Raw genomic sequence first — 22,069 nt, 5'->3', positions numbered from 1 at the left:
TTGATGTTGATTGATCTACCGCTTTCGCGAGCAGGCTCGCTCCCACAGGTTTTGCGTTTACAGCGTTAATGTAAGTCGGCTCACCAGCGCCCCCGGCAGCAGCGCCGACGACGTATTGCGCTGGCTATACGTGCTCGCCGACAGCAGCAACTCACGCTCGGCGGTCAATGCTTCCAGCTGCGAACCCAGCAGGCTGTAGGCGCTGTCGTCGAAACGCATGGTACTGACCGGCGCCTGAATCTCGCCATTCTCGACCCAGAAAGTTGCGAAGCGAGTCATGCCGGTCAGGCGTGCTGCCGGTTGATCCGAGTAGTTCAGGTACCACAGATTGCTGATGTACAGCCCGGTGCCCAACTGCTTGAGGATCTCTGCCTGTGACAGATCACCGGGCGCCATGTTCAGCGCACTCGGCATTTCACCGCCGCCGGCGCCGTTGGCGGTAAGACCGTATTCGGCGGCACTGCGCGAACCGACCAGTTGATCGCCAGCCTTGCCTTCGACGATCAGTCGCAGATCGCTGCGCGGATAACCTTCGCCGGAGAACGCCGGGCTCAATGAACCGCTGACTTGCTCATCCAGCGATACCAGCGGACTGAACGTCTGATCGCCGACATACAGCTTCTGCAGCGGGCTGCTTTTGCTGGCAATCGACTGCGCGGAGAAACCGCCCCAGCTGAGCATGCCCATGATTTCTTCCAGCGCGGCCGGCGCCAGGTATGCGCGGTATTGCCCCGGTGCCAGCGTGCGCAACGGTCGACCGAGGAACGCCAGTTGCTCGCGCGCCTGCTGGAAGCGTCGGGCGAAGCCTTCGCTGCTCCATTCGTGCCCGGCGTAGCTGGCCTTTACCGCTTCGCCATTGTCGTGGAACAGACTGAAGTCGAAGTTGAAGCTGTTGGCCTGATGCCAGCCAAACGCCCCCGAGGAGCTGGCGAAACCGCGGCTGATCGGGCCGGCAGCATAGAAACCGACCAGATCGAGACCTTCAGCAGCGGTGCAGATTTGCTCGACCACCTGCTCGGTGTCCGGCAGCGGATGGGCCTGCACGTTGTTGCTCTGCCAGCCGTTGTGGTTGAGCAGCAGGTACGGATCCTGCGGCAGCAGCGGCAGGGTTTCGCGCAGTTGTTGCAGGCCTTCGGCGAGGCGTTGCAGATCGGCTTCCTGATCACCGGACAGGGTGATGTGCAGGTCGGCGTGGCGGCCGTCGTTGATCAGCTTCAGCCCGACGTTGGCTTGCTGCACCTGGCCGGCCTGACGCACCTTGGCGTGGTTGAAACGCACGAACGCCGAGGATTCGGCGGCATAACTGAGGGTGAATTGTTCCGGCTCGCGCACGCTGTCGCGCAGCCAATTGACCATGACCTTGAAGGCGTCGGACTGACTCTTCGAAATGCTCATCAGGCGTCTCCCCCAAACACATCAACGTTGCTGAATACGCAGGCCGGTGAAGCGTGGCCGACGCGGATCACCTGGTTCGGCTCGCCCTTGCCGCAGTTTGGCGTGCCCAGCACCCTACGGGTGTCGGCATTGCCGACCGCACGCAGGCTCTTCCAGAACTGCGCGGAAATGCCCCGGTAATTCGGGTTTTTCACCACACCCTTGAGTTCACCGTTCTCGATCAACTGACCCCACTCGCAGCCAAACTGGAATTTGTTGCGTGCATCGTCAATCGACCACGAACGGTTGGTGCTCATCAGAATGCCGTGCTCGATGCCGCTGATCATTTGCGTCAGCGACTGATCGCCTGGCTCGATGTTGAGGTTGGCCATGCGGTCGATCGGCGGCCGGTTCCAGCCGCAGGCACGGCTATTGGCAACCCCGTCGAGACCGGCACGGAACTGCGACAGCGCCCCGCCCAATGGCCGCAGCAGCAAGCCTTCGCGAATCAGGAATTGTTTGCTGGCCTTGCTGCCATCGTCATCGTGGCCGTAGCTGGCCAGCTCTTCGGGAATGTCCGGATCGAAGGTCACATTGAGCAGCTTCGAGCCGTATTGCAGGCTGCCGAAGTCGCTGGTTTTGACGAAGCTGGTACCGGCGTAGTTGCGCTCATCACCGAGGATACGGTCCAGCTCCAGCGGGTGACCGATGGACTCGTGAATCTGCAGCATCATCTGGTCGGGCATCAGCAACAGATCGCGCGGGCCTTGCGGAGTGTTCGGCGCGAGCAACAGTTGCAGGGCCTGATCGGCCACTTTCGGGCCTGCGCCGACCAGGCCGCAACGGCTGATCACGTCCGCGCCGCCCTGCTGGCCGAAGTTTTCGCGGCCTAGGGAGCGGGTCTGGCTGTCATTGCCGTCATAAGCCGTGACATCGAGACTTGGATAAACGAAGCGCTGGGCCTGGCGCAATTCGGCCCCGGCGCTGCTCAGGTAGATCTGCTCGACGTGGGTGATGCCGATGCTCGCTTGCCAATTCACCAGGCGCTCATCCTTTGGCACCGAGGCGGATTCCGCGCCGAGCAGCTCGAAGCACTCGCTTAGGGACGGGAAGGGTTGCGCAAGATTGGGTGAAAAGTAATCAGCGCGATCGCTCGACACTGGCTGATCGCGCAGATCAAGCAGGGCGTGAGGCTTGAGCCGCCGGGCCTGCTGCTCGGCGCGCTCAAGGGCGGCTTGCAGGCCTTGCTGCGACAGGTCGTTGGTAGCGGCGTATGCCTCGACACCGTTGACCCGCACAGTGAGCATCGCCCCTTCGTCACGGCTCAGGCTCGGCGGTTCGGCGACGTTCTTGCGCACCGACAGGTATTGGCCGGACTCGCGTACATACCGCAGGGAAAAAAACTCGGCGCCCGTGCGCAAGGCAGCAAAGCGCTGCTTGAGCTGGGGGTGGAAATCGAACATTCGGGAACCTCCTTGTTATGGAGTTGCGGGGTCAAGCGATTCGGCGGGGAAGGGGTGAAACGATTGCGCGAGGTCTAGAGTAGGCCTGCGTGGGGGTAGGATCAAGTGAAGAGGGGGTGTAGGAGGATTTACTGTGCAGCAGGGGAATTTGTGCTGAATGTGAGGGCCCCTTCGCGAGCAGGCTCGCTCCTACATTTGATTTGTGAACGACACAGATCCAATGTGGGAGCGAGCCTGCTCGCGAAGGCCGCGCCTCGGTATTACGTCTTACTGAGCAACAGGCGTGATATCACGCATCGGCTTGCCTTTCACCGGCGCACCGCCAGCAACGTAGTAGGCAGCGTTGCTACGCGGCAGTGGCTTGCGGCCACGGATCTTGTCGGCGATTTTCTCGGCGATCATGATCGTCGGCGCGTTGAGGTTGCCGGTGGTGATGATCGGCATGATCGAAGCATCGACCACACGCAGGCTCTGCATGCCGTGCACGCGACCTTCGCCATCCACAACTGCCATCTCGTCGGTGCCCATCTTGCACGAGCAGGATGGGTGGAACGCGGTTTCGGCGTGCTCGCGGATGAACTTGTCCAGCTGCTCATCGGTTTGCACGTCGATGCCCGGGCTGATTTCGCGGCCACGGAAGGCGTCCAGGGCCGGCTGTTGCATGATTTCGCGGGTCAGGCGGATGCCGTCACGGAATTCCTGCCAGTCCTGCTCGGTGGCCATGTAGTTGAACAGGATGCTCGGGTGCTGACGCGGATCCTTGGATTTGAGCTGGATGCGACCGCGGCTCGGCGAGCGCATGGAACCCATGTGCGCCTGGAAGCCGTGCTCTTTCACACCGTTGCTGCCGTTGTAGTTAATCGCTACCGGCAGGAAGTGGTACTGGATGTTCGGCCACTCGAATTCTGGACGGGAACGAATGAAGCCGCCGGCTTCGAACTGGTTGCTGGCGCCGATGCCGGTGCCGTTGAACAGCCACTCGGCACCGATGGCCGGCTGGTTGTACCAGAGCAGCGACGGGTACAGCGAGACCGGTTGGGTGCAGGCGTATTGCAGGTACAGCTCAAGGTGATCCTGCAGGTTTTCACCGACGCCCGGCAGGTCGTGGACCACCGGGATGTCGAGGCTTTCCAGCAGTTTTGCCGGACCGACACCGGAGCGCTGCAGAATCTGCGGCGAAGCGATGGCGCCGGAGCACAGCAGGACTTCTTTACGTGCCTTGGCTTCAACGCGCTCTTCCGCCGAACCGACCAGGTAACGCACGCCGACCGCACGCTTGCCTTCGAACAGAATCTTGTCGGTCAGGGCGTGGGTGACGATGGTCAGGGTCGAGCGCTTCTTGGCGACGTCGAGGTAGCCGCGGGCGGTGGAAGCACGACGGCCGTTTGGCGTCACGGTGCGATCCATCGGGCCGAAGCCTTCCTGCTGGTAGCCGTTCAAGTCTTCGGTGCGCGGGTAACCGGCCTGCACGCCGGCTTCAACCATGGCGTGGAACAGCGGGTTGTTGCCCGCCTTCGGCGTGGTCACGCTGACCGGGCCGTCGCCACCGTGGTAATCGTTCGGGCCGATGTCGCGGGTTTCCGCTTTGCGGAAGTACGGCAGGCAGTCGAGGTACGACCAGTCTTCCAGACCTGGCAGTTTCGCCCAGCCGTCGTAGTCCATCGCGTTGCCACGGATGTAGCACATGCCGTTGATCAGCGAGGAACCGCCGAGACCCTTGCCGCGACCGCATTCCATCCGGCGACCGTCCATGTGTGGCTCCGGATCGGTTTCGTAGGCCCAGTTGTAGCGACGACCCTGCAGCGGGAACGCCAGCGCAGCGGGCATTTGTGTGCGGAAGTCGAAACGGTAGTCCGGGCCGCCTGCTTCGAGCAGCAGCACGGTGACGCCTTCGTCTTCAGTCAGACGGGTCGCCAGGGTGTTACCGGCCGAGCCGGCACCGATGATGATGTAATCGAATTCTTGGGACATTGAATGCACCCTCTTTAGATGTGGTCAGGTCAAGATCGCCGGAACACTGCAAAACCTGTGGTGAGGAGAAAATCCCCTGTGGTGAGGGGATTTATCCCCGACCGGCTGCGCAGCAGTCGTAAAGCCAGCGAATGAGTTCTGTCTGGAGAGTTGCAGGGTCTGGATGGGGGCTGCTTCGCAGCCCGTCGGGGATAAATCCCCTCACCACAAAGGCCCCATCTAGACTCTGCGTCAGATCAGAACACCGAGACGTAATCGCCCAGCTCGACCTGTACCGATTTGATGCGTGTGTAGTTGGCCAGCGAGCTGATGCCGTTTTCACGACCCACGCCCGACTGCTTGTAACCGCCCACCGGCATTTTTGCGTCGGACTCGCCCCAGGCGTTGATCCAGCAGATACCGGCTTCCAGTTGATGAATCACGCGGTGCGCGCGGTTCAGGTCTTTGGTGACGATACCGGCGGCCAGGCCGAAGTCGGTGTCGTTGGCGCGGCGGATCACTTCTTCTTCGGTCTCGTAGGAGAGGATCGCCATCACCGGGCCAAAGATTTCTTCACGGACGATGGTCATCTCGTCGGTGCAGTCAGTGAACACGGTTGGTGCAACGAAGGCACCTTTGGCGAATTCGCCATCGGTCAGACGCTCGCCGCCGCACAGCACGCGGGCACCTTCTTCTTTACCCTTGGCGATGTAACCCAGCACGCTTTCCATGTGGGCGAAGCTGACCAGCGGGCCGAAGTTGGTGTTTTCGTCTTCCGGGTTGCCGATGCGGATGCGCGCTACGCGCTCGACGATCTTGGCTTCGAAAGCGGCTTTCAGGTGGCTCGGTACGAATACGCGAGTACCGTTGGTGCAAACCTGACCGGAGCTGTAGAAGTTGGCCATCATCGCGGTGTCGGCGGCGCGATCGAGGTCGGCGTCGTCGCAGATGATCAGCGGCGACTTGCCGCCCAGTTCCATGGTCACGTCTTTGAGCGACGAAGCCGAAGCGCTGGCCATGACTTTCTTGCCGGTGTCGGTGCCGCCGGTGAAAGAGACTTTCTCGATGCGCGGGTGCTCGGTCAGCCAGGTGCCGACTTCACGGCCGCTGCCGGTCAGTACGTTGAACACGCCGTTTGGCAGGCCGGCTTCGGTGTAGATCTCGGCCAGTTTCAGGGTGGTCAGTGAGGTGACTTCGCTTGGCTTGAAGATCATCGCGTTACCGGCCGCCAGGGCTGGTGCGGATTTCCACAGCGCGATCTGGATCGGGTAGTTCCACGCGCCGATACCGGCGACCACGCCCAGCGGCTCGCGACGGGTGTAGACGAAGGAAGTGTCACGCAATGGGATCTGCTCGCCTTCGATCGCCGGCACCAGGCCTGCGTAGTATTCCAGCACGTCGGCGCCGGTGACGATGTCGACGTATTTGGTTTCGGAGAAGGCTTTACCGGTGTCCAGGGTTTCCAGAGCAGCCAGTTCATCGTTGCGCTCGCGCAGGATGTCGACGGCGCGACGCAGGATGCGCGAACGCTCCATGGCGGTCATCGCGGCCCAGATTTTCTGGCCCTTTTCAGCGCTGACCACGGCACGCTCGACGTCTTCCTTGGTCGCACGTTGCACTTGGGCGAGGACTTCACCGTTCGCCGGGTTGATGGCTTCGAAAGTGGCATCGCTGCCAGCGTCGGAGTACGCGCCATCGATGTAGAGTTTTTGCAGTTCGAAACGGGCCATAGTGTCCTCGCAAGTGCATTGGTGGTTGGCGTTGACCATCGCGGTGCTGCTGCGATGGCGGTTCAGGGGTCGAGCGTTTTCTGTGTGCTCTAACTCACCTGCTTGGCCAATTGGAAATCCATGTATTCGTAAGCGATCTGTTGCGCCTGCACCGTGTCGAAAGCGTCTCCCGACAACGCGCCGCGCAACCACAAACCGTCAATCAACGCTGCCAGCCCACGCGCTGCGCTGCGCGCATCTTCGAGCGGCAGCACACGGCGGAACTCGCAGCACAGGTTGGAATACAGACGGTGATCGTTGATCCGCTGCAACCTGTGCAAAGACGGCTGGTGCATGCTGGTGGCCCAGAAGGCCAGCCAGGTTTTCATTGCCGGGCCATTGACCTGGCTGGCGTCGAAGTTGCCTTCGACGATCACCTGCAGATGCGCCCGTGGGCTGCTGTCTGCCAGCGCCTGTCGGCGCGCGGTGACGCTCTCGCTGAGGACGTTCATCAGATACCGCATCGTGGCGGCAATCAGGCCGTTCTTGTCCTGAAAATAGTGACTGATGATGCCATTCGAGACACCTGCCAAACGGGCGATCAGCGCAATGCTGGCGTCCCCCATACCGACCTGGTCGACCGCTTGCAACGTGGCTTCGATCAGTTGTTGGCGGCGGATGGGTTGCATACCGACCTTGGGCATCTTGCACATCTCCTTAGGCCTTCCAACGGGCGATAAACGCCTATCGGATTGAGGGCCAGTCTATTTTGTTTTGATTGAACGTTCAATCAACAAAGAATAAGATCTGCGACAAATCGTCGCTGCCTACAGATTTTTTCTGCTTGTAAATGGCGATAAAACGACATCCGAAAATGCTTGAAACCTGCGTGGGGCATGGCGCGATTCGCTGTTCGATGGACGTGTTGAATGGGCAAGACGCTCGGGGCCAGGTTTCGGATGAACGTCCGCACAGCTTTGGCCACGAAAGCGATTCGCAACGCCATTTCGGCAGGTTCGGGCTTTTTTCGGGGTGTCTTTATATCACCCGCCGGTCGGCTGCCAACTAACCGATTGGTCGGGTTCCGTGTTGCCTTGTGTTCTTCTCTCGCACTGCCTGGAGCATTTGTGCCATGAGTTCTGCCTCGCTAATAAAGACCCCGCCCGAGAAGGTGACGGTCAACGGTTGGGTGTTTTACACCTCTACCGCGTTGATTCTGTTGTTGACCGCCATTCTGATCATTGCCCCGCAAGAGGCCGGCAGAATGTTGGGTATGGCTCAGGCCTGGTTGTCGCGCAGCTTCGGCTGGTACTACATGGTAGTAATCGCCGCTTACCTGGTGTTTGTGGTGGGCCTGGCGTTTTCCTCCTACGGCAAACTCAAACTGGGCAGCAAGGACGACACCCCGGACTTCAGTTACGGCGCCTGGGCGGGGATGCTGTTCTCGTCGGGTATCGGCATTTCGCTGCTGTACTTCGGCGCTTCCGAACCGCTGGACCATTACTTCAATCCGCCGGAAGGCGCAGCGGCCACCAACCTGGCTGCGCGTCAGGCGGTGCAACTGACTTTCCTGCACTGGGGCCTGCACGGCTGGGCGATCTACGCACTGGTCGGTCTGGCCGTGGCGTACTTCGCTTACCGTCATAACCAACCATTGGCCCTGCGCTCGGCGCTGTATCCGCTGGTCGGCGAGCGTTGGGTCAAGGGCGCCGCCGGTCACGCAGTGGACGGCTTCGGCATGTTTGTGACCCTGCTGGGTCTGGTGACCAACCTGGGGATCGGCTCGCTGCAAGTGTCCTCGGGCCTGGAAAACCTGTTCGGCATGGAACACAGCAACACTAACCTTTTGATCGTGATCATCGTGATGAGCACCGTGGCGACCATCGCTGCCGTGTCCGGTGTGGAAAACGGCATTCGTCGTCTGTCCAACCTGAACATCGTGCTGTTCAGCGGTCTGCTGATTTTCGTCCTGCTGTTCGGCCCGACCTTGCACCTGCTCAACGGCTTCGTGCAGAACATCGGCGACTACCTCAACGGCGTGGTGCTGAAGACCTTCGACCTGTACGTCTATGAAGGCGACAGCGCCAAGTCCGACCGCTGGCTGGGCCTGTGGACTCTGTTCTACTGGGCCTGGTGGATTTCCTGGGCGCCATTCGTCGGCATGTTCATCGCGCGTATTTCCCGTGGTCGTACCGTGCGTGAACTGGTCGCGGGCGTGCTGCTGATTCCGCTGGGTTTCACTCTGGCGTGGCTGTCGATCTTCGGTAACTCGGCACTGGACCTGGTGATGAATCAGGGGGCGGTGGAACTCGGCAAGACGGCGCTGGAACAACCGTCGATGGCGATCTACCAGCTGCTGGAACACTACCCGGCGTCGAAAGTCGTCATCGGTGTGTCGATCTTTGTTGGTTTCGTGTTGTTCCTGACTCCGGCCGACTCCGGCGCGGTGATGATGGCGAATCTGTCCTGCAAGGGCGGCAACGTTGATGAAGATGCACCGCACTGGCTGCGGATCTTCTGGTCTGTAGTGATCACGCTGGTGACCATCGGTCTGCTGTTTGCCGGTAACTTTGAAGCCATGCAGACCATGGTGGTGCTGGCCGGTCTGCCGTTCTCGGTGGTGCTGGTGTTCTTCATGTTCGGGCTGCACAAAGCGATGCGCCAAGACGTGCAGATCGAACAGGAGCAGGCGCAGCTGGCTGAGCGCGGTCGTCGTGGTTTCAGCGAGCGTCTGACGCAGCTGGATCTGCAACCGAGCCAGTCGGTGGTGCAACGCTTCATGGACAAACACGTGACCCCGGCACTGGACGACGCGGCTGCACAACTGCGTGCACAAGGTCTGGAAGTGCAGACGCTGCTGGGCAAGTCCAAGCGCTGCATGGGCGTGCGCGTCGAGATGGAAGAGGGCAATCCTTTCGTCTATGAAGTGAGCCTGGACGGCTACCTGGCGACCCCGACCGAATCGGCCCAGTCCGATGAAGCGCGCCAGCGTTACTACCGTGCCGAGGTGTATCTGCACAACGGCAGCCAGGACTACGACCTGATGGGCTTCACGCAGGATCAGATCACACGCGATGTGCTCGATCAGTTTGAAAGCCATCGGCAGCTCCTTGGCCGGGTGTACAGCTAAACAACAAGAGAGCGGTGTTTCGATCTGAAGCACCGCGTTGTTTCTTTAAAAGATCGCAGCCTTCGGCAGCTCCTGCATGGATCGCATTGCCCTGTAGGAGCTGCCGAAGGTTCGGGCCGCGTTCGGACGATCTTTTGATCTTCAAACAAAAACGCCGCGATCCTCTCGCGGCGTTTTTGTGTCCGGGTTTCTTACCCCAGATTCTTGCCCAGCAACGCGTGATACAACTCGCTGTCGCCAAGAATCCCCACCACATGGTTGTTGTCGTGCAGCACCAGTTTGTTGCCGGTCTGGTAGCGAATCTGCAGCGCGTCACGCATGCCGATGTTCGAGTCCACCAGGGTCGGCTTGCGCTCCAGGGCTTCCACCGCTTGACCCGGTGCCCAGTTCTGCAGGTTCAACACCGAACCGTTCTGCCGCGCACCTTTGATGGTGTTGCCTTCGGCCAGGTCCAGCCAGGAGTCGCCGCCCGGGTCGAGGCACACCGAACCGTTGATGCGTTTACAGTTGTCCAGCGTGCGCATCAGGCTGCGGCCACACAGGACGTTGAGCGGATTGGTGTGGGCCACGAAGGTGCGCACATAGTCGTCTGCAGGATTGAGTACGATCTCTTCCGGCACGCTGTACTGGATGATCCGGCCGTCTTTCATGATCGCGATGCGGCTACCCAGTTTGAGCGCCTCGTCGAGGTCGTGACTCACAAACACGATGGTCTTGCTCAGCTTGCGTTGCAGTTCCAGCAGTTCATCCTGCAGGCCCTGACGGATCAGCGGGTCGAGGGCCGAGAATGGTTCGTCCATCAGCAGAATGTCGGCATCCATCGCCAGCGCCCGGGCCAGGCCCACACGCTGCTGCATGCCGCCGGAGAGTTCATCGGGCTTCTTGTTGCGCCATTGCGTCAGACCCACCAGTTCGAGCTTGTCATCCACCAGCTTGCGCCGTTCCTTCTCCGGTCGGCCCTGCATTTCCAGACCGAAACTGATGTTCTCGCGCACCGTCAGCCACGGCATCAGGGCGAACTTCTGGAACACCATGGCGATGCGTTTGGTGCGCATCATTTTCAGTTCGGCCGGCGTGCAGGAAGCGATATCGATCTGCTTGCCTTCGTGCTCGACGAACAGCTTGCCGCGACTCACGGTGTTGAGGCCGTTGATGCAGCGCAGCAGGCTCGACTTGCCGGAGCCGGACAGGCCCATCAGTACGCATATCTCGCCCTTGTTGATGTCCAGGCTGGCCTTTTCCACGCCGACGATCTGCCCGGTCTTTTTCAGGATCTCGCTGCGGGTCAAGCCTTGATCGAGAAGTTTCAGTGCTTCGCGCGGATCCTTGGTGAAGATCACGTCAACGTTATCGAAGCGAATTATGCTCATGCGTCACCCCCTACTTTGGCGTCGGGTTGTTTGCAGATACGGTCGAGCATGATCGCCAGCAGTACGATCGCCAGGCCCGCTTCGAAGCCCAGGGCGATATCAGCAGTGTTCAGTGCGTTGACCACCGGTTTGCCGAGTCCGTCGGCGCCCACCAGTGCCGCGATCACCACCATCGACAGCGACAGCATGATGCACTGGGTGATGCCGGCAGCGATGCTCGGCATGGCGTGAGGCAGTTCGATCCGTGAGAGCAATTGGCGACGCGAGCAGCCGAAGGCCTTGCCGGCGTCCATCAGTTCTTGCGGGACATCGCGGATGCCCAAGTAGGTCAGGCGGATCGGCGCAGCGATGGCGAACACCACCGTGGAGATCAGGCCCGGCACCACACCCAGCCCGAAGAGGGTCAGGGTAGGAATGAGGTAAACGAAGGTCGGTACGGTCTGCATCAGATCGAGTACCGGACGCATAAAAGTGTAGAACATCGGCTTGTGCGCGGCGACGATGCCCAGCGGCACGCCGATGACCACGCAGACCAGGGTCGCGAACATGACCTGGGCGAGGGTTTCCATGGTTTCCTGCCAGTACCCCAGGTTGAGGATCAGCAGAAACGAGGCAATCACAAAAACAGTCAGCCCCCATTTGCGCTGGATGAAATGCGCGAGCAGGGCGATGAGGCCGATCAAGACAAAAGGATTGAACCAGGTCAGCGCAAACGTCACGCCGTGGATCATCGTTTCCAGCGTCACGGCGATTGCGTCGAAGGTGCTGGCGCCGTTTTGCGTCAACCATTCAACGAAGCCCGCGATGTACTGGCCTAAAGGGATTTTCTGATCAATCAGCATGGTAGTGAACGTCCGCATGCAAGGAATAAACAGCCCGGACGAGCGAACTCGCCCGGCGTAAGGCAATTACTGTGCGAGCTTGGCTTTCACGGCCTCCAGGCCTGGTTTACCGTCAATGGTGGTCACGCCAGCGAGCCAGGTATCGAGCACCTGAGGGTTCTTTTTCAGCCAGGCCTTGGCGGCTGCTTCAGGCTTCATCTTGTCGTCGAGGATGTTGCCCATCAGGGTACTTTCCATGTCGACGGTGAACTCCAGGTTCTTCAGCAACTGACCGACGTTGCTGCATTCGGTGGTGTAACCCTTGCGGGTGTTGGTCGCCACGGTGGCAGCACCGAAATCGGGGCCGAAGAAGTCATCGCCGCCGGTCAGGTATTGAATCTTGAAGCGCTTGTTCATCGGGTGTGGCGCCCAGCCGAGGAAGACCACGGCGGTGTCGCGTTTCTGCGCGCGGTCGACCTGCGAGAGCATGCCCGCTTCGGACGATTCGACGACCTTGAAGCCGGCGGTTTTCAAACCGAAAGCGTCTTTGTCGATCATGCTCTGGATCAGGCGGTTGCCGTCGTTGCCAGGCTCGATGCCGTAGATCTTGCCATCGAGCTCTTTCTTGAATTTGGCGATGTCGGCGAAATCATGCAGACCCTTGTCGTACAGGGCTTGCGGTACGGCGAGGGTGTATTTGGCACCCTTGAGGTTGGTGCGCACCACTTCGACGGTGCCGGCATCGCGGTAGGCCTTGATGTCGTTTTCCATGGTCGGCATCCAGTTACCGAGGAACACGTCCATGTTCTTGCCGTCGGCCAGCGACTTGTAGGTCACCGGTACGGAGATCATGGTGGTCTTGGTCTTGTAGCCGAGGGCGTCGAGCACCACCGAGGTGGTGGCGGTGGTGGCGGTGATGTCGGTCCAGCCGACATCGGAGAAGTTCACGGTACTGCACTGCGCCGGTTCTGCGGCTTGAGCCAGTAACGGCAGACTCAGCATGGCGGCCAACAACAACGATGGGGAACCTTTCATGGATGGACTCCTTGGTGTTTTTTTTGGCAGTGTTCCGACTGTGGACCACCGCACTTATAGGTTGCGGTTGGATGGCGTTCTGGAGACAGCTCTACCACGGCGCCTTGCAATCGAGTCATAACGATCATGTACCAGTGAAAATCTGACGCCTACAGGGTGGGTCGTATCCAGTACAGGGATGGTCGCATCCAGTGTCAGTGACGTCGTTTACAGCTTTTTTCCGGCCCGTTTGGCCATCTGAACCGCATAAAAACGGCGAAAACACGGGAGGAAACCGGCACGGCGTTGGTGGGCATGAGTGCGTCGGTGTCAGACGCCGAGCGACCTGACAAAAGCCTGATGATGCGGGCATTCCGGCGGATCGCAGCTTGAGCGTAGCAGCTCCGCCAGCGGGCGCTTTACGCCCGGGAACGGCATCCTCAGGAGCTCTGCAGCAATGGCTATCAGCGTTTTCGACCTGTTCAAAATCGGCATCGGCCCGTCCAGTTCCCACACCGTCGGCCCGATGCGCGCCGCCGCCCTGTTTGTCGAATCGCTGCGCGACCGGCACCTGCTGGAGCAGGTACGGCGTATAGAAGTGCAACTGTTCGGCTCGCTGTCGGCTACCGGCATCGGTCACGGCAGTGACAACGCGGTGATCATGGGCCTGATGGGCGAGTGGCCGGACGCAATCGACCCGTCGCAGATCGGCCGGCGAATCCAGGCGCTGCGCGAAACTCACACGCTGTTATTGGATGGTCGTCTGTCGGTGCCATTTATATGGGCTCGTGACATGCGCCTGATCGACGAAAACCTGCCGTTCCATCCCAACGCCATGACACTGGTTGCCGAAGGCGATCACGGCGAGATTCATCGCGACACCTACTATTCGGTCGGTGGCGGTTTTGTGGTGGATCAGGCGCAGGCATCCAGCGGTGTGGTCGATCTGGATCGCACCGAATTGCCTTATGACTTTTCCAGCGCGGTGGAGCTGCTGCAGCTGTGTCAAAAGAACAACCTGCGTGTCGCCGAACTGATGATGGCCAACGAAAAGGTCTGGCGCAGCGAAGAGGAAATCCGCGCCGGGCTGATGAAGTTGTGGCGGGCGATGCAGGATTGCGTCGAGCAGGGCCTCAAGCACGAAGGCATCCTCCCCGGTGGCCTCAATGTGCGGCGGCGTGCAGCCAAGTTGCATCGCAGCCTGCAGGAATTGAACAAGCCCAACGTGATCGGCTCGACCCTCAGTGCCATGGAGTGGGTCAACCTGTTCGCCCTCGCGGTCAATGAAGAAAACGCTGCCGGCGGGCGCATGGTCACGGCGCCGACCAACGGTGCGGCGGGGATCATCCCGGCGGTACTGCACTACTTCATGAAGTTCAGCGAAGCGGTCACCGACGCCAACGTTGTCGACTACTTCTTGGGTGCGGCGGCGGTGGGCATTCTGTGCAAGAAGAACGCCTCGATCTCCGGTGCCGAAGTCGGTTGCCAGGGCGAGGTCGGCTCGGCTTGCGCGATGGCGGCGGCGGGGTTGGCGGAGATTCTCGGCGCGACTCCGGAGCAATTGTGCAACGCGGCGGAAATTGGCCTGGAACACAACCTTGGCCTGACCTGCGATCCGGTCGGCGGGTTAGTGCAGGTGCCGTGCATCGAGCGCAATGCGATCGCGGCGGTGAAGGCGATCAACGCGGCGCAGATGGCCTTGCGTGGCGATGGTCAGCACTTCATCTCGCTGGACCGGGTGATCCGCACCATGCGCGATACCGGCGCAGATATGCATGACAAATATAAAGAGACCTCGCGGGGTGGTCTGGCCGTTAGCGCGGTTGAGTGCTGAAACATTTTTCTGTGGTGAGGGAGCTTGCTCCCGCTCGGCTGCGCTGCAGTCGCAATCAATTTGGTGGGTTTCAACTGAGGGACCGCGAAGTCTGGTTTTGGGCCTGCTTCGCAGTCCAGCGGAAGCAAGCTCCCTCGCCACAAGAGCCTGCAACCCTCCCTATTGGAATATGAGCAGACCAGTCAAAACTGCTCACCAAGTGAACATGGTAATCAAATCACGCCACCTTTTAGCGCGTCGCAATCAGATAAGAGTGTTTCCCAGCCACGGTGCGCCATTCGCCCCCTCTACCGTCCGTCACCTGTGCCTGCGGTGACACTCTGAAACAACCCCGCGCAAGCCCGTTCCCACAAGTGCTACCGATCTGCTCACAGGCAGCGGGGCAGGGCTCTCACCGCCGCTGATGGCACTTCGAAATACCCTGTGTCCGACGTCTTGAATAGACACGTCGCGACGTCGTTTTCAGGAGTTATTGAACAGCCATTCAATTTTAGGCATGGCAATTGCTCTGTCATAACAAAGCCCGTCTCTCACGCGAGAACGCCGGCAATAACAAGAGCCTCCGCCTGAGGCCATCACCCGCTTTGTGTGAGGAGATACCGCGATGACGTCGTTCAACTCCGGGGCCCAACCCCAGAACCGTGCGCCTCAATCCATCGGCTTTCTGCTGCTGGACAATTTCACGCTGATTTCTCTGGCCTCCGCAGTCGAACCCCTGCGCATGGCCAACCAATTGTCCGGTCGTGAGCTGTATCGCTGGAGCACGCTGACCGTCGATGGCGGCCAGGTGTGGGCCAGTGACGGTCTGCAAATCACCCCCGATGCCTCCATGCACAAAGCGCCACCGCTGGACACCGTGATCGTTTGCGGCGGGATCGGTATTCAGCGCACCGTGACCCGTGAACACGTGTCCTGGTTGCAGAGTCAGGCGCGTCAGTCCAAGCGTCTCGGCGCGGTGTGCACCGGCAGTTGGGCTTTGGCTTGTGCCGGTCTGCTCGACGGTTTCGATTGCAGCGTGCACTGGGAATGTCTGGCGGCGATGCAGGAAGCTTTCCCGCGCGTGGCGATGAGCACTCGCCTGTTCACCCTCGACCGTAACCGCTTCACCAGTTCCGGCGGTACTGCGCCACTGGACATGATGCTGCACCTGATCAGCCGCGATCACGGTCGTGAGCTGTCCGCCGCGATCTCGGAAATGTTTGTCTACGAACGCATCCGCAACGAGCAGGATCACCAGCGCGTGCCGCTCAAGCACATGCTCGGCACCAATCAGCCGAAGCTGCAGGAAATCGTCGCGCTGATGGAAGCCAACCTCGAAGAGCCGATCGACCTCGACGAACTGGCGGTGTACGTCGCCGTGTCGCGTCGACAGCTGGAGCGGCTGTTCCAGAAATACCTGCACTGCTCGCCGTCGCGCTACTACTTGAAGCTGCGCCTGATCCGCGCACGGCAACTGCTCAAGCAGACGCCGATGTCGATCATCGAAGTCGCCTCGGTGTGTGGGTTCGTGTCGACGCCGCACTTCTCCAAGTGCTACCGCGAATACTTCGGCATTCCGCCGCGTGACGAGCGCGTAGGCTCCAACACCACGCAGCAAGTGGCGATGCTGCCGCTGCCGCAGGCGATCGTGATGTCGCCGCTGTCTGGGCCGATGTCGGCGTTGAGTCAGGCTCGCAATGAATCGACGTTTGCCAGCGTAAGGCTGTAAAGCAAAAGATCGCAGCCTGCGGCAGCTCCTACAGGGAATCGCATTTCAACTGTAGGAGCTGCCGCAGGCTGCGATCATTTGATCTTCTGTCAGGCGCTGTGGCTTTGCTGGTAATCCGCCAACGCCGGCAACAACTGCTTGTCGATCGCCTGGCGCACCGCAGGCTGGATACTGGCGCCACTGGTGTACATGTCCTTGACCATCTTGCGCAGTTCAAACGCGCGAACATTGTCCAGACCGCGCACCGCACACTCACAGGCCTGCTCGGCGGTTGAACCGCTCGGCATTTGAATACCCAATGCCTTGAGCTGGCCCAACAAGTCTTCCTGATCGATCAAATCGGCATACATCATGGCGCGCTTCCTTCTTCGGCAAACGGAGGTCGTGATTCGATTCTGGTGGGCGGGGGGAGTGACGGCAAGGGCGATTTGTCGCAGTGGCCGCGACGGCTATGAACAGGTCGTTTTCGGCTAACTCAGTGCCAAGGGGAGTGGGCACACTGGCCTCAGCTCGCTACACGACGGTTTGGTCACCCTCGACTGGCAGCTCCTCGACAGTACCCTCTGCCCCGATCCTGTCACGGCTTGTATCGGGGCTTTTTTTAATTTTATGAAAGTCAAAAGATCGCAGCCTGCGGCAGCTCCTGCAGGGAAAACGCATTCCAATGTAGGAGCTGCCGCAGGCTGCGATCTTTTGCTTTTAGCGGTTAGCGTTGCAACACCAGAATCCGCGACAACAACTCATCCCGATCGATGTAGCAGCCCTGGAAATGCCGCGCCCCGGTCGCCGGGTCAAACGCATTGCGCGCATGCAGCGTCCGCCGATTGTCAAAGCACCACAGCTCGCCCGGATTGAGTCGCTGCATCAGCCGAAACCGTGGCTCGCGGGTCATCGCAATCAAGCGCCGATAGGCCCGATACAGCAGCGGCATCTGCTCCACCGACGTATCGAATGCGCCGCGCAAAAAGTTCGCCATGCGAATTTCCGCAACCCGGCCCAACGCGTCCAGCGCAATGATCGGCGCCAGGCAGCGATAGTCGCTGTAGCGATCCTTGTTGCGGAATTCCACGGGGATCTCGCATAGCGCCTGAAACAGCTCCGGTGCTTCCTGACGCAACGCGTCGGCAATCGCAAAACCATCGACAAAAATACTCTCGCCACCCTCGGCATCATTCACCAGGCAATGCAGAAATTGCAGCCCCGGTTGCAGTTCGCGAGTCGGCAAGTCCGTGTGCAACGGCAGGTTGAAGGCGGTGTAGGCGTTGCTGTCGGCATCGGCCTTGGACTGCACGTTGAACAGCACGCCGAAATTGCTCTCGCGGATGAACGAAATGCGCTGCGCGATCAGCTTCAGCGAACCCGGTTCGGTGGGCACGCCGCGTACTTGAGTCAGGCCGATGTCACGCACCGCGAGCAGCCATTGCAGCAGCGCGCTGTTGTCATTCATCAGCGCGGCGTAGTCGAACACCGGCAACTGCAAATCGCTGCGCCACAGGTAAGCCTTGGGTGTGGCCGCCAGATGTTCGGCGCGGGATTCGTCGTCATAGGCGTGAGCGCGCAACCAGCCCGGATCGAAGCGACTGCGATGGCCATCCTGCCAGTCGATCTGCAGACATCCGTCGCTGTCGATGTGCGCGTTGGCGGGGGCGAGCTCCGGTGCAGCATCGACGATCTCGAATACCTGCTCGCGGGTGACGTTGTAGACGCATTGCAGGCACGGACAGTTGTCCCGCAGCCAGACGTGGTGAAACGGGCTGATGCGGCCATCGGCCCAGGCAATCGACACGCGATCCGCCAGGTTCTGCACGCCGCTCAGCGCGCTGATCAACGGATAAGTACGGAAATCGGCAACGGCGGCAGCGGTGTGCATGGCGGCTCCTTGCGTGGGAAGAGTCAGCGGGTGGGTGGCAGGGCGATGACGCGGCCGATGTAAGCCGGGGCGGGCAAGTCGACTTGCTCGGCGACGATGGCTTGCAGGCGACCCAGGGTGTCCGGGGGGAACGGTGCCGAGCGCGGCCCGGCGAGGTCGACGTGCAGCAGCATCTGTTCGTTGCCGGCCAGTTCCTTGTCATCGCCGGCCAGGTGCAGGCTGTGATAGAGGTGCAGGCGCTTGCTGTCGTGAGCGATGATCTGCGTGCGCACTTCGACCTCGGCGTCGAGCTTCACTTCGTGCAGATAATTCAGATGCAGTTCGAGGGTGAACAACGAGTGGCCGCTGGCTTCGCGGTTGCTGCTGTCCATGCCGAGACGGTCCATCAGGGCGTCGGTGGCGTAACTGAAGATCAGCAGGTAGAAGGCGTCGCGCAGATGGCCGTTGTAGTCGACCCAGTCGGGGATGATGCGGGTTTGGTAGGTAGTGAGGGCTGACATGGTTGAACTCCATAGATCGCTGGCGCAATACACACTTGTGGCGAGGGAGCTTGCTCCCGTTGGGCTGCGCAGCAGCCCCAAAACCTCTGAACGCGGTGCCTCGGTCAGACAGCATTCGCTGGTTTTACGACCGCTTCGCGGCCGAGCGGGAGCAAGCACCCTCGCCACAGGGGAAGGCGATTACTCGCTGAAACTCATCCCGTGCTTTTCCTTGGTGGTCTTCACCGCCTCAAGCACCGCCAGCAGGCAGTCATCACGATAGCGCTCCAGCGCCGAAATGCTGTGGCGGCCGAGCTGATTGCTGGTGCCATCGACCACATCGTCGATCAGCTTGTCGGTCAGCTCCGGTGCCGGCAGATACGTCCATGGCAACTGCAACGCCGGGCCGAACTGCGACATGAAGTGGCGCATCCCTGCGTCACCACCGGCCAGCGTATAGGTCAGAAACGTGCCCATGAACGACCAGCGCAGCCCGGCGCCAAAACGGATCGCGTCGTCGATCTCGCCAGTGGTCGCCACCCCGTCATTGACCAGGTGCAGCGCCTCGCGCCACAGCGCTTCGAGCAGACGATCAGCGATGAATCCCGGCACTTCCTTGCGCACGTGCAGCGGGCGCATGCCGAGGGATTCGTAGACGCTCATCGCCGCTTGCACGGCCTCGGGCGCGGTGTTCTTGCCGCCGACCACTTCCACCAGCGGCAGCAGGTAGACCGGGTTGAACGGGTGACCGACCACGCAGCGTTCAGGGTGGGTCGAGCTCTCGTAGAACTCGCTCGGCAACAGGCCCGAGGTGCTGGAGCCGATCAGCGCATCGGGCTTGGCCGCTGCGCTGATTTTGCTGTGCAGCTCCAGTTTCAGCTCAAGGCGTTCCGGGGCGCTTTCCTGAATGAAGTCGGCATCGCGTACGCACTCCTCGATGGTCGCGACAAAGCGCAGACGCTCCTGCGAGGCGCCGGGCGCCAGACCGTTTTTCTCCAGCGCGCCCCAGGCATTCGCCACGCGTTTGCGCAGCGCGGCTTCAGCGCCAGGCGCCGGGTCCCAGGCCACCACGTCGAGGCCATGGGCGAGGGCACGCGCGACCCAGCCGCTGCCGATGACACCGCTGCCGAGGGCGGCGAAGGTTTTGATGTTGGTGATAAAGCTCATAGGAACTCCCTGAAAAGGTGTTTCCTGTAGGAGCTGCCGCAGGCGGCGATCTTTTGATTTTGATTTTTGAAGCAAGATCAAAAGATCGCAGCCTGCGGCAGCTCCTGCAGGTGAAATCGGGGGGGGCAGTCAGAGCCCCGTTTTTTTGCTGAGAATTAACCGCGCTGGGTCAGGCCCATTTTCTTGCGTCCCTCAGCCGGGGTCAGCACGCGGGCGCCGAGGCGGCTGAGGATCTCGCTGGCGCGTTCGACCAGTTGGCCGTTGGTTGCCAGCACACCCTTGTCCAGCCACAGGTTGTCTTCCAGGCCGACCCGCACGTTGCCGCCGAGCAGTACCGCTTGCGCAGCCATCGGCATCTGCATGCGGCCGATGCCAAACCCGGCCCACACCGCATCGGCCGGCAGGTTGTCGACCATGGCTTTCATGGTGGTAGTGTCGGCCGGCGCACCCCATGGGATGCCCAGGCACAGCTGGAACAGCGGGTTGTCGAGCAATCCTTCCTTGATCATCTGCTTGGCGAACCAGAGGTGACCGGTGTCGAAAATTTCCAGCTCGGCCTTCACCCCCAGCTCGGTGATGCGCTTGGCGCCGGCGCGCAGTTGCGCCGGGGTCGAGACGTAAATGGTGTCGCCGTCGCCGAAGTTCAGCGTGCCGCAATCGAGGGTGCAGATTTCCGGCAGCAGCTCTTCGACATGGGCCAGACGGGTCAGTGGGCCGACCAGATCGGTGTTCGGGCCGAACTCCATCGGGGTCTCGCCGGCACCGATTTCCAGGTCGCCGCCCATGCCGGCGGTGAGGTTGACGATGATGTCGACGTCGGCCTCACGGATGCGCTCCATCACTTCGCGGTACAGCGCCACGTCACGGCTGAACTTGCCGGTCTGCGGGTCGCGTACATGGCAGTGCACAACGGTGGCGCCGGCCTTGGCCGCTTCTACGGCAGCAGCGGCGATCTGTTTCGGGGTGACCGGCACATGGGGGCTCTTGGCGGTCGTGTCGCCAGCACCGGTGAGTGCGCAGGTGATGATGACGTCGTGGTTCATGGTGCGGTTTCCTTCAGGCGTGATGGGTCTGTTCGCAGCCCTTTTGGGGGCTGCGAAGCGTCGGTCAGTTCCCTCTCCCTGGGGAGAGGGTTAGGGTGAGGGGCTGTTCAGTCGAGGGTTACTTGCTGGTCAGTTGCAGGTTTTCAGCGGCCGGTTTGCCGTCGAAGGTGGTCACACCTTCCAGCCAGCGCTGTTTGTCTTCTGGGTGATCCTTGAGCCACTGTCTGGCGGATTCGAAGGCGTCCTTGTGATCGAGCAGCGGTTGCATCATCCGGCTCTCGTCTTCGGCGGTGAACGTCAGGTTGCTTAGCAGGCGACCGACGTTCGGGCACTGCTCGGCGTATTTTGGCGCGGTGACAGTCCACACCGTGGCCATGCCTTCGTTCGGGCCGAGGGCGTCTTCGCTGCCGGTGAGGTAAGTCATCTTGACGTTGACGTTCATCGGGTGCGGCGCCCAGCCAAAGAACACCACGGCTTCCTTGCGGCGCACGGCGCGGTCAACGGCGGCGAGCATCCCGGCTTCGCTGGACTCGACCAACTGGAATTTTCCGAGGCCGAACTGGTTCTTGGCGATCATCGCCTTGATCTGCGTGTTGGCGCCCGAACCCGGTTCGATGCCGTAGATCTTGCCGCCCAGCTCCTTCTCGAATTTGGCAATGTCGGCGAAGGTTTTCAGGCCCTTGTCCGCCAGATAAGTCGGCACGGCGAGGGTCGCGCGGGCATCCTTCAGGCTCGGTGCTTCCAGGACCTTGACCTGGTTGGCGTCGACGAACGGGGTGATGGTCTGGGTCATCAGCGGGTTCCAGTAGCCGAGGAACAGATCCAGCCGCTGATCGCGAATCCCGGCGAAGATGATTTGCTGGGACGCACTGGTTTGTTTGGTGCTGTAGCCGAGGCCATCGAGCAGCACTTGGGTCATGGCACTGGTGGCGATCACGTCCGTCCAGTTCACGACGCCCATGCGCACGTTCTGGCATGACGCAGGTTCGGCCGCCATGACGCTGGCGCTCAAGAAAGCGGTACCGCTGAGTGCAAGAACACAGCTGCTGATCAGTCGTTTCATGTCGGGTTCCTCGGCAGGTCGTTTATTGTGAGTTCCGGCATCTGGCGTGCCGGTGATGCAAAGTTACGCAGCAA

Annotated in this window: 17 protein-coding genes; 3 read left to right on the top strand and 14 right to left on the bottom strand. The window is 60.8% G+C overall.

Annotated elements, in window-relative coordinates:
• Nucleotides 1-57: 57 nt before the first annotated feature.
• The 5 genes from BW33_RS00695 to betI all read right to left on the bottom strand — a co-directional run bounded on the left by BW33_RS00695 (nucleotide 58) and on the right by betI (nucleotide 7,200).
• Nucleotides 58-1,395, bottom strand: a complete 1,338-nt coding sequence (locus tag BW33_RS00695) for a TldD/PmbA family protein (protein ID WP_047596519.1) — start codon at nucleotides 1,393-1,395, stop codon at nucleotides 58-60.
• Nucleotides 1,395-2,837, bottom strand: a complete 1,443-nt coding sequence (locus tag BW33_RS00690) for a TldD/PmbA family protein (RefSeq protein WP_047596518.1) — start codon at nucleotides 2,835-2,837, stop codon at nucleotides 1,395-1,397. The genes BW33_RS00695 and BW33_RS00690 overlap by 1 nt, the downstream gene beginning before the upstream one ends.
• 267 nt (nucleotides 2,838-3,104) lie before the next feature.
• Nucleotides 3,105-4,808, bottom strand: a complete 1,704-nt coding sequence (gene betA / locus BW33_RS00685; RefSeq protein WP_047596517.1) for a choline dehydrogenase — start codon at nucleotides 4,806-4,808, stop codon at nucleotides 3,105-3,107.
• A gap of 236 nt (nucleotides 4,809-5,044) precedes the next feature.
• A complete protein-coding gene (betB, locus tag BW33_RS00680; protein WP_047596516.1) occupies nucleotides 5,045-6,517 on the bottom strand; it encodes a betaine-aldehyde dehydrogenase in 1,473 nt (490 codons plus the stop codon).
• Between the two features lie 89 nt (nucleotides 6,518-6,606).
• A complete protein-coding gene (gene betI / locus BW33_RS00675) occupies nucleotides 6,607-7,200 on the bottom strand; it encodes a transcriptional regulator BetI (protein ID WP_047596515.1) in 594 nt (197 codons plus the stop codon).
• A gap of 428 nt (nucleotides 7,201-7,628) precedes the next feature.
• Here betI and betT point away from each other — a divergent pair, with 428 nt between their 5' ends.
• A complete protein-coding gene (gene betT, locus BW33_RS00670) occupies nucleotides 7,629-9,626 on the top strand; it encodes a choline BCCT transporter BetT (protein ID WP_047596514.1) in 1,998 nt (665 codons plus the stop codon).
• A 191-nt stretch (nucleotides 9,627-9,817) separates the two neighbouring features.
• Here the strand turns inward: betT and choV are convergent, their stop codons facing one another.
• The 3 genes from choV to BW33_RS00655 form a co-directional block, all read right to left on the bottom strand.
• Entirely contained in the window at nucleotides 9,818-10,996 is a 1,179-nt protein-coding gene (gene choV, locus BW33_RS00665; RefSeq protein ID WP_007962646.1) for a choline ABC transporter ATP-binding protein, read from the bottom strand.
• On the bottom strand, nucleotides 10,993-11,838 hold the full coding sequence (gene choW, locus BW33_RS00660) for a choline ABC transporter permease subunit (RefSeq protein ID WP_047596513.1): 846 nt from the start codon (nucleotides 11,836-11,838) through the stop codon (nucleotides 10,993-10,995). Before choW ends, choV begins: the two co-directional genes overlap by 4 nt.
• A 66-nt stretch (nucleotides 11,839-11,904) precedes the next feature.
• Nucleotides 11,905-12,852 carry a choline ABC transporter substrate-binding protein gene (locus BW33_RS00655; protein WP_027610641.1) on the bottom strand — a complete coding sequence of 316 codons (948 nt, stop codon included), beginning with the start codon at nucleotides 12,850-12,852 and terminating at the stop codon, nucleotides 11,905-11,907.
• A 436-nt stretch (nucleotides 12,853-13,288) separates the two neighbouring features.
• Here BW33_RS00655 and BW33_RS00650 point away from each other — a divergent pair, with 436 nt between their 5' ends.
• Together BW33_RS00650 and BW33_RS00645 are read left to right on the top strand one after the other, a co-directional pair.
• Nucleotides 13,289-14,665: an L-serine ammonia-lyase gene (locus tag BW33_RS00650; protein ID WP_047596511.1), complete on the top strand. Its 1,377-nt coding sequence runs from the start codon at nucleotides 13,289-13,291 to the stop codon at nucleotides 14,663-14,665.
• 604 nt (nucleotides 14,666-15,269) lie between these two features.
• Nucleotides 15,270-16,373, top strand: a complete 1,104-nt coding sequence (locus BW33_RS00645) for a GlxA family transcriptional regulator (RefSeq protein WP_007949927.1) — start codon at nucleotides 15,270-15,272, stop codon at nucleotides 16,371-16,373.
• A gap of 89 nt (nucleotides 16,374-16,462) precedes the next feature.
• Here the strand turns inward: BW33_RS00645 and BW33_RS00640 are convergent, their stop codons facing one another.
• The 6 genes from BW33_RS00640 to BW33_RS00615 all read right to left on the bottom strand — a co-directional run bounded on the left by BW33_RS00640 (nucleotide 16,463) and on the right by BW33_RS00615 (nucleotide 21,995).
• Entirely contained in the window at nucleotides 16,463-16,726 is a 264-nt protein-coding gene (locus BW33_RS00640; protein WP_047596510.1) for a hypothetical protein, read from the bottom strand.
• A 353-nt stretch (nucleotides 16,727-17,079) separates the two neighbouring features.
• A complete protein-coding gene (locus BW33_RS00635) occupies nucleotides 17,080-18,243 on the bottom strand; it encodes a gamma-butyrobetaine dioxygenase (protein ID WP_047596509.1) in 1,164 nt (387 codons plus the stop codon).
• A 23-nt stretch (nucleotides 18,244-18,266) separates the two neighbouring features.
• Nucleotides 18,267-18,743: a thioesterase family protein gene (locus BW33_RS00630; RefSeq protein WP_047596508.1), complete on the bottom strand. Its 477-nt coding sequence runs from the start codon at nucleotides 18,741-18,743 to the stop codon at nucleotides 18,267-18,269.
• A gap of 180 nt (nucleotides 18,744-18,923) precedes the next feature.
• A complete protein-coding gene (locus tag BW33_RS00625) occupies nucleotides 18,924-19,889 on the bottom strand; it encodes an L-carnitine dehydrogenase (protein ID WP_047596507.1) in 966 nt (321 codons plus the stop codon).
• A gap of 155 nt (nucleotides 19,890-20,044) precedes the next feature.
• Complete coding sequence (locus BW33_RS00620; protein WP_047596505.1) at nucleotides 20,045-20,932, bottom strand: 3-keto-5-aminohexanoate cleavage protein; 888 nt, start codon at nucleotides 20,930-20,932, stop codon at nucleotides 20,045-20,047.
• Nucleotides 20,933-21,050: 118 nt separating this feature from the next.
• Nucleotides 21,051-21,995 (bottom strand): choline ABC transporter substrate-binding protein, encoded by a 945-nt coding sequence (locus tag BW33_RS00615; protein ID WP_041063355.1) that lies wholly within the window; start codon nucleotides 21,993-21,995, stop codon nucleotides 21,051-21,053.
• Nucleotides 21,996-22,069 lie beyond the last annotated feature (74 nt).

Origin of the sequence: Pseudomonas sp. RIT288 (assembly GCF_000631985.1) — a bacterium.
In the GTDB taxonomy this organism is placed as follows: Bacteria; Pseudomonadota; Gammaproteobacteria; order Pseudomonadales; family Pseudomonadaceae; genus Aquipseudomonas.
The sequence above is the reverse complement of the archived record's forward strand: the minus strand, read 5'-3'. Positions and strand labels throughout refer to the sequence as shown.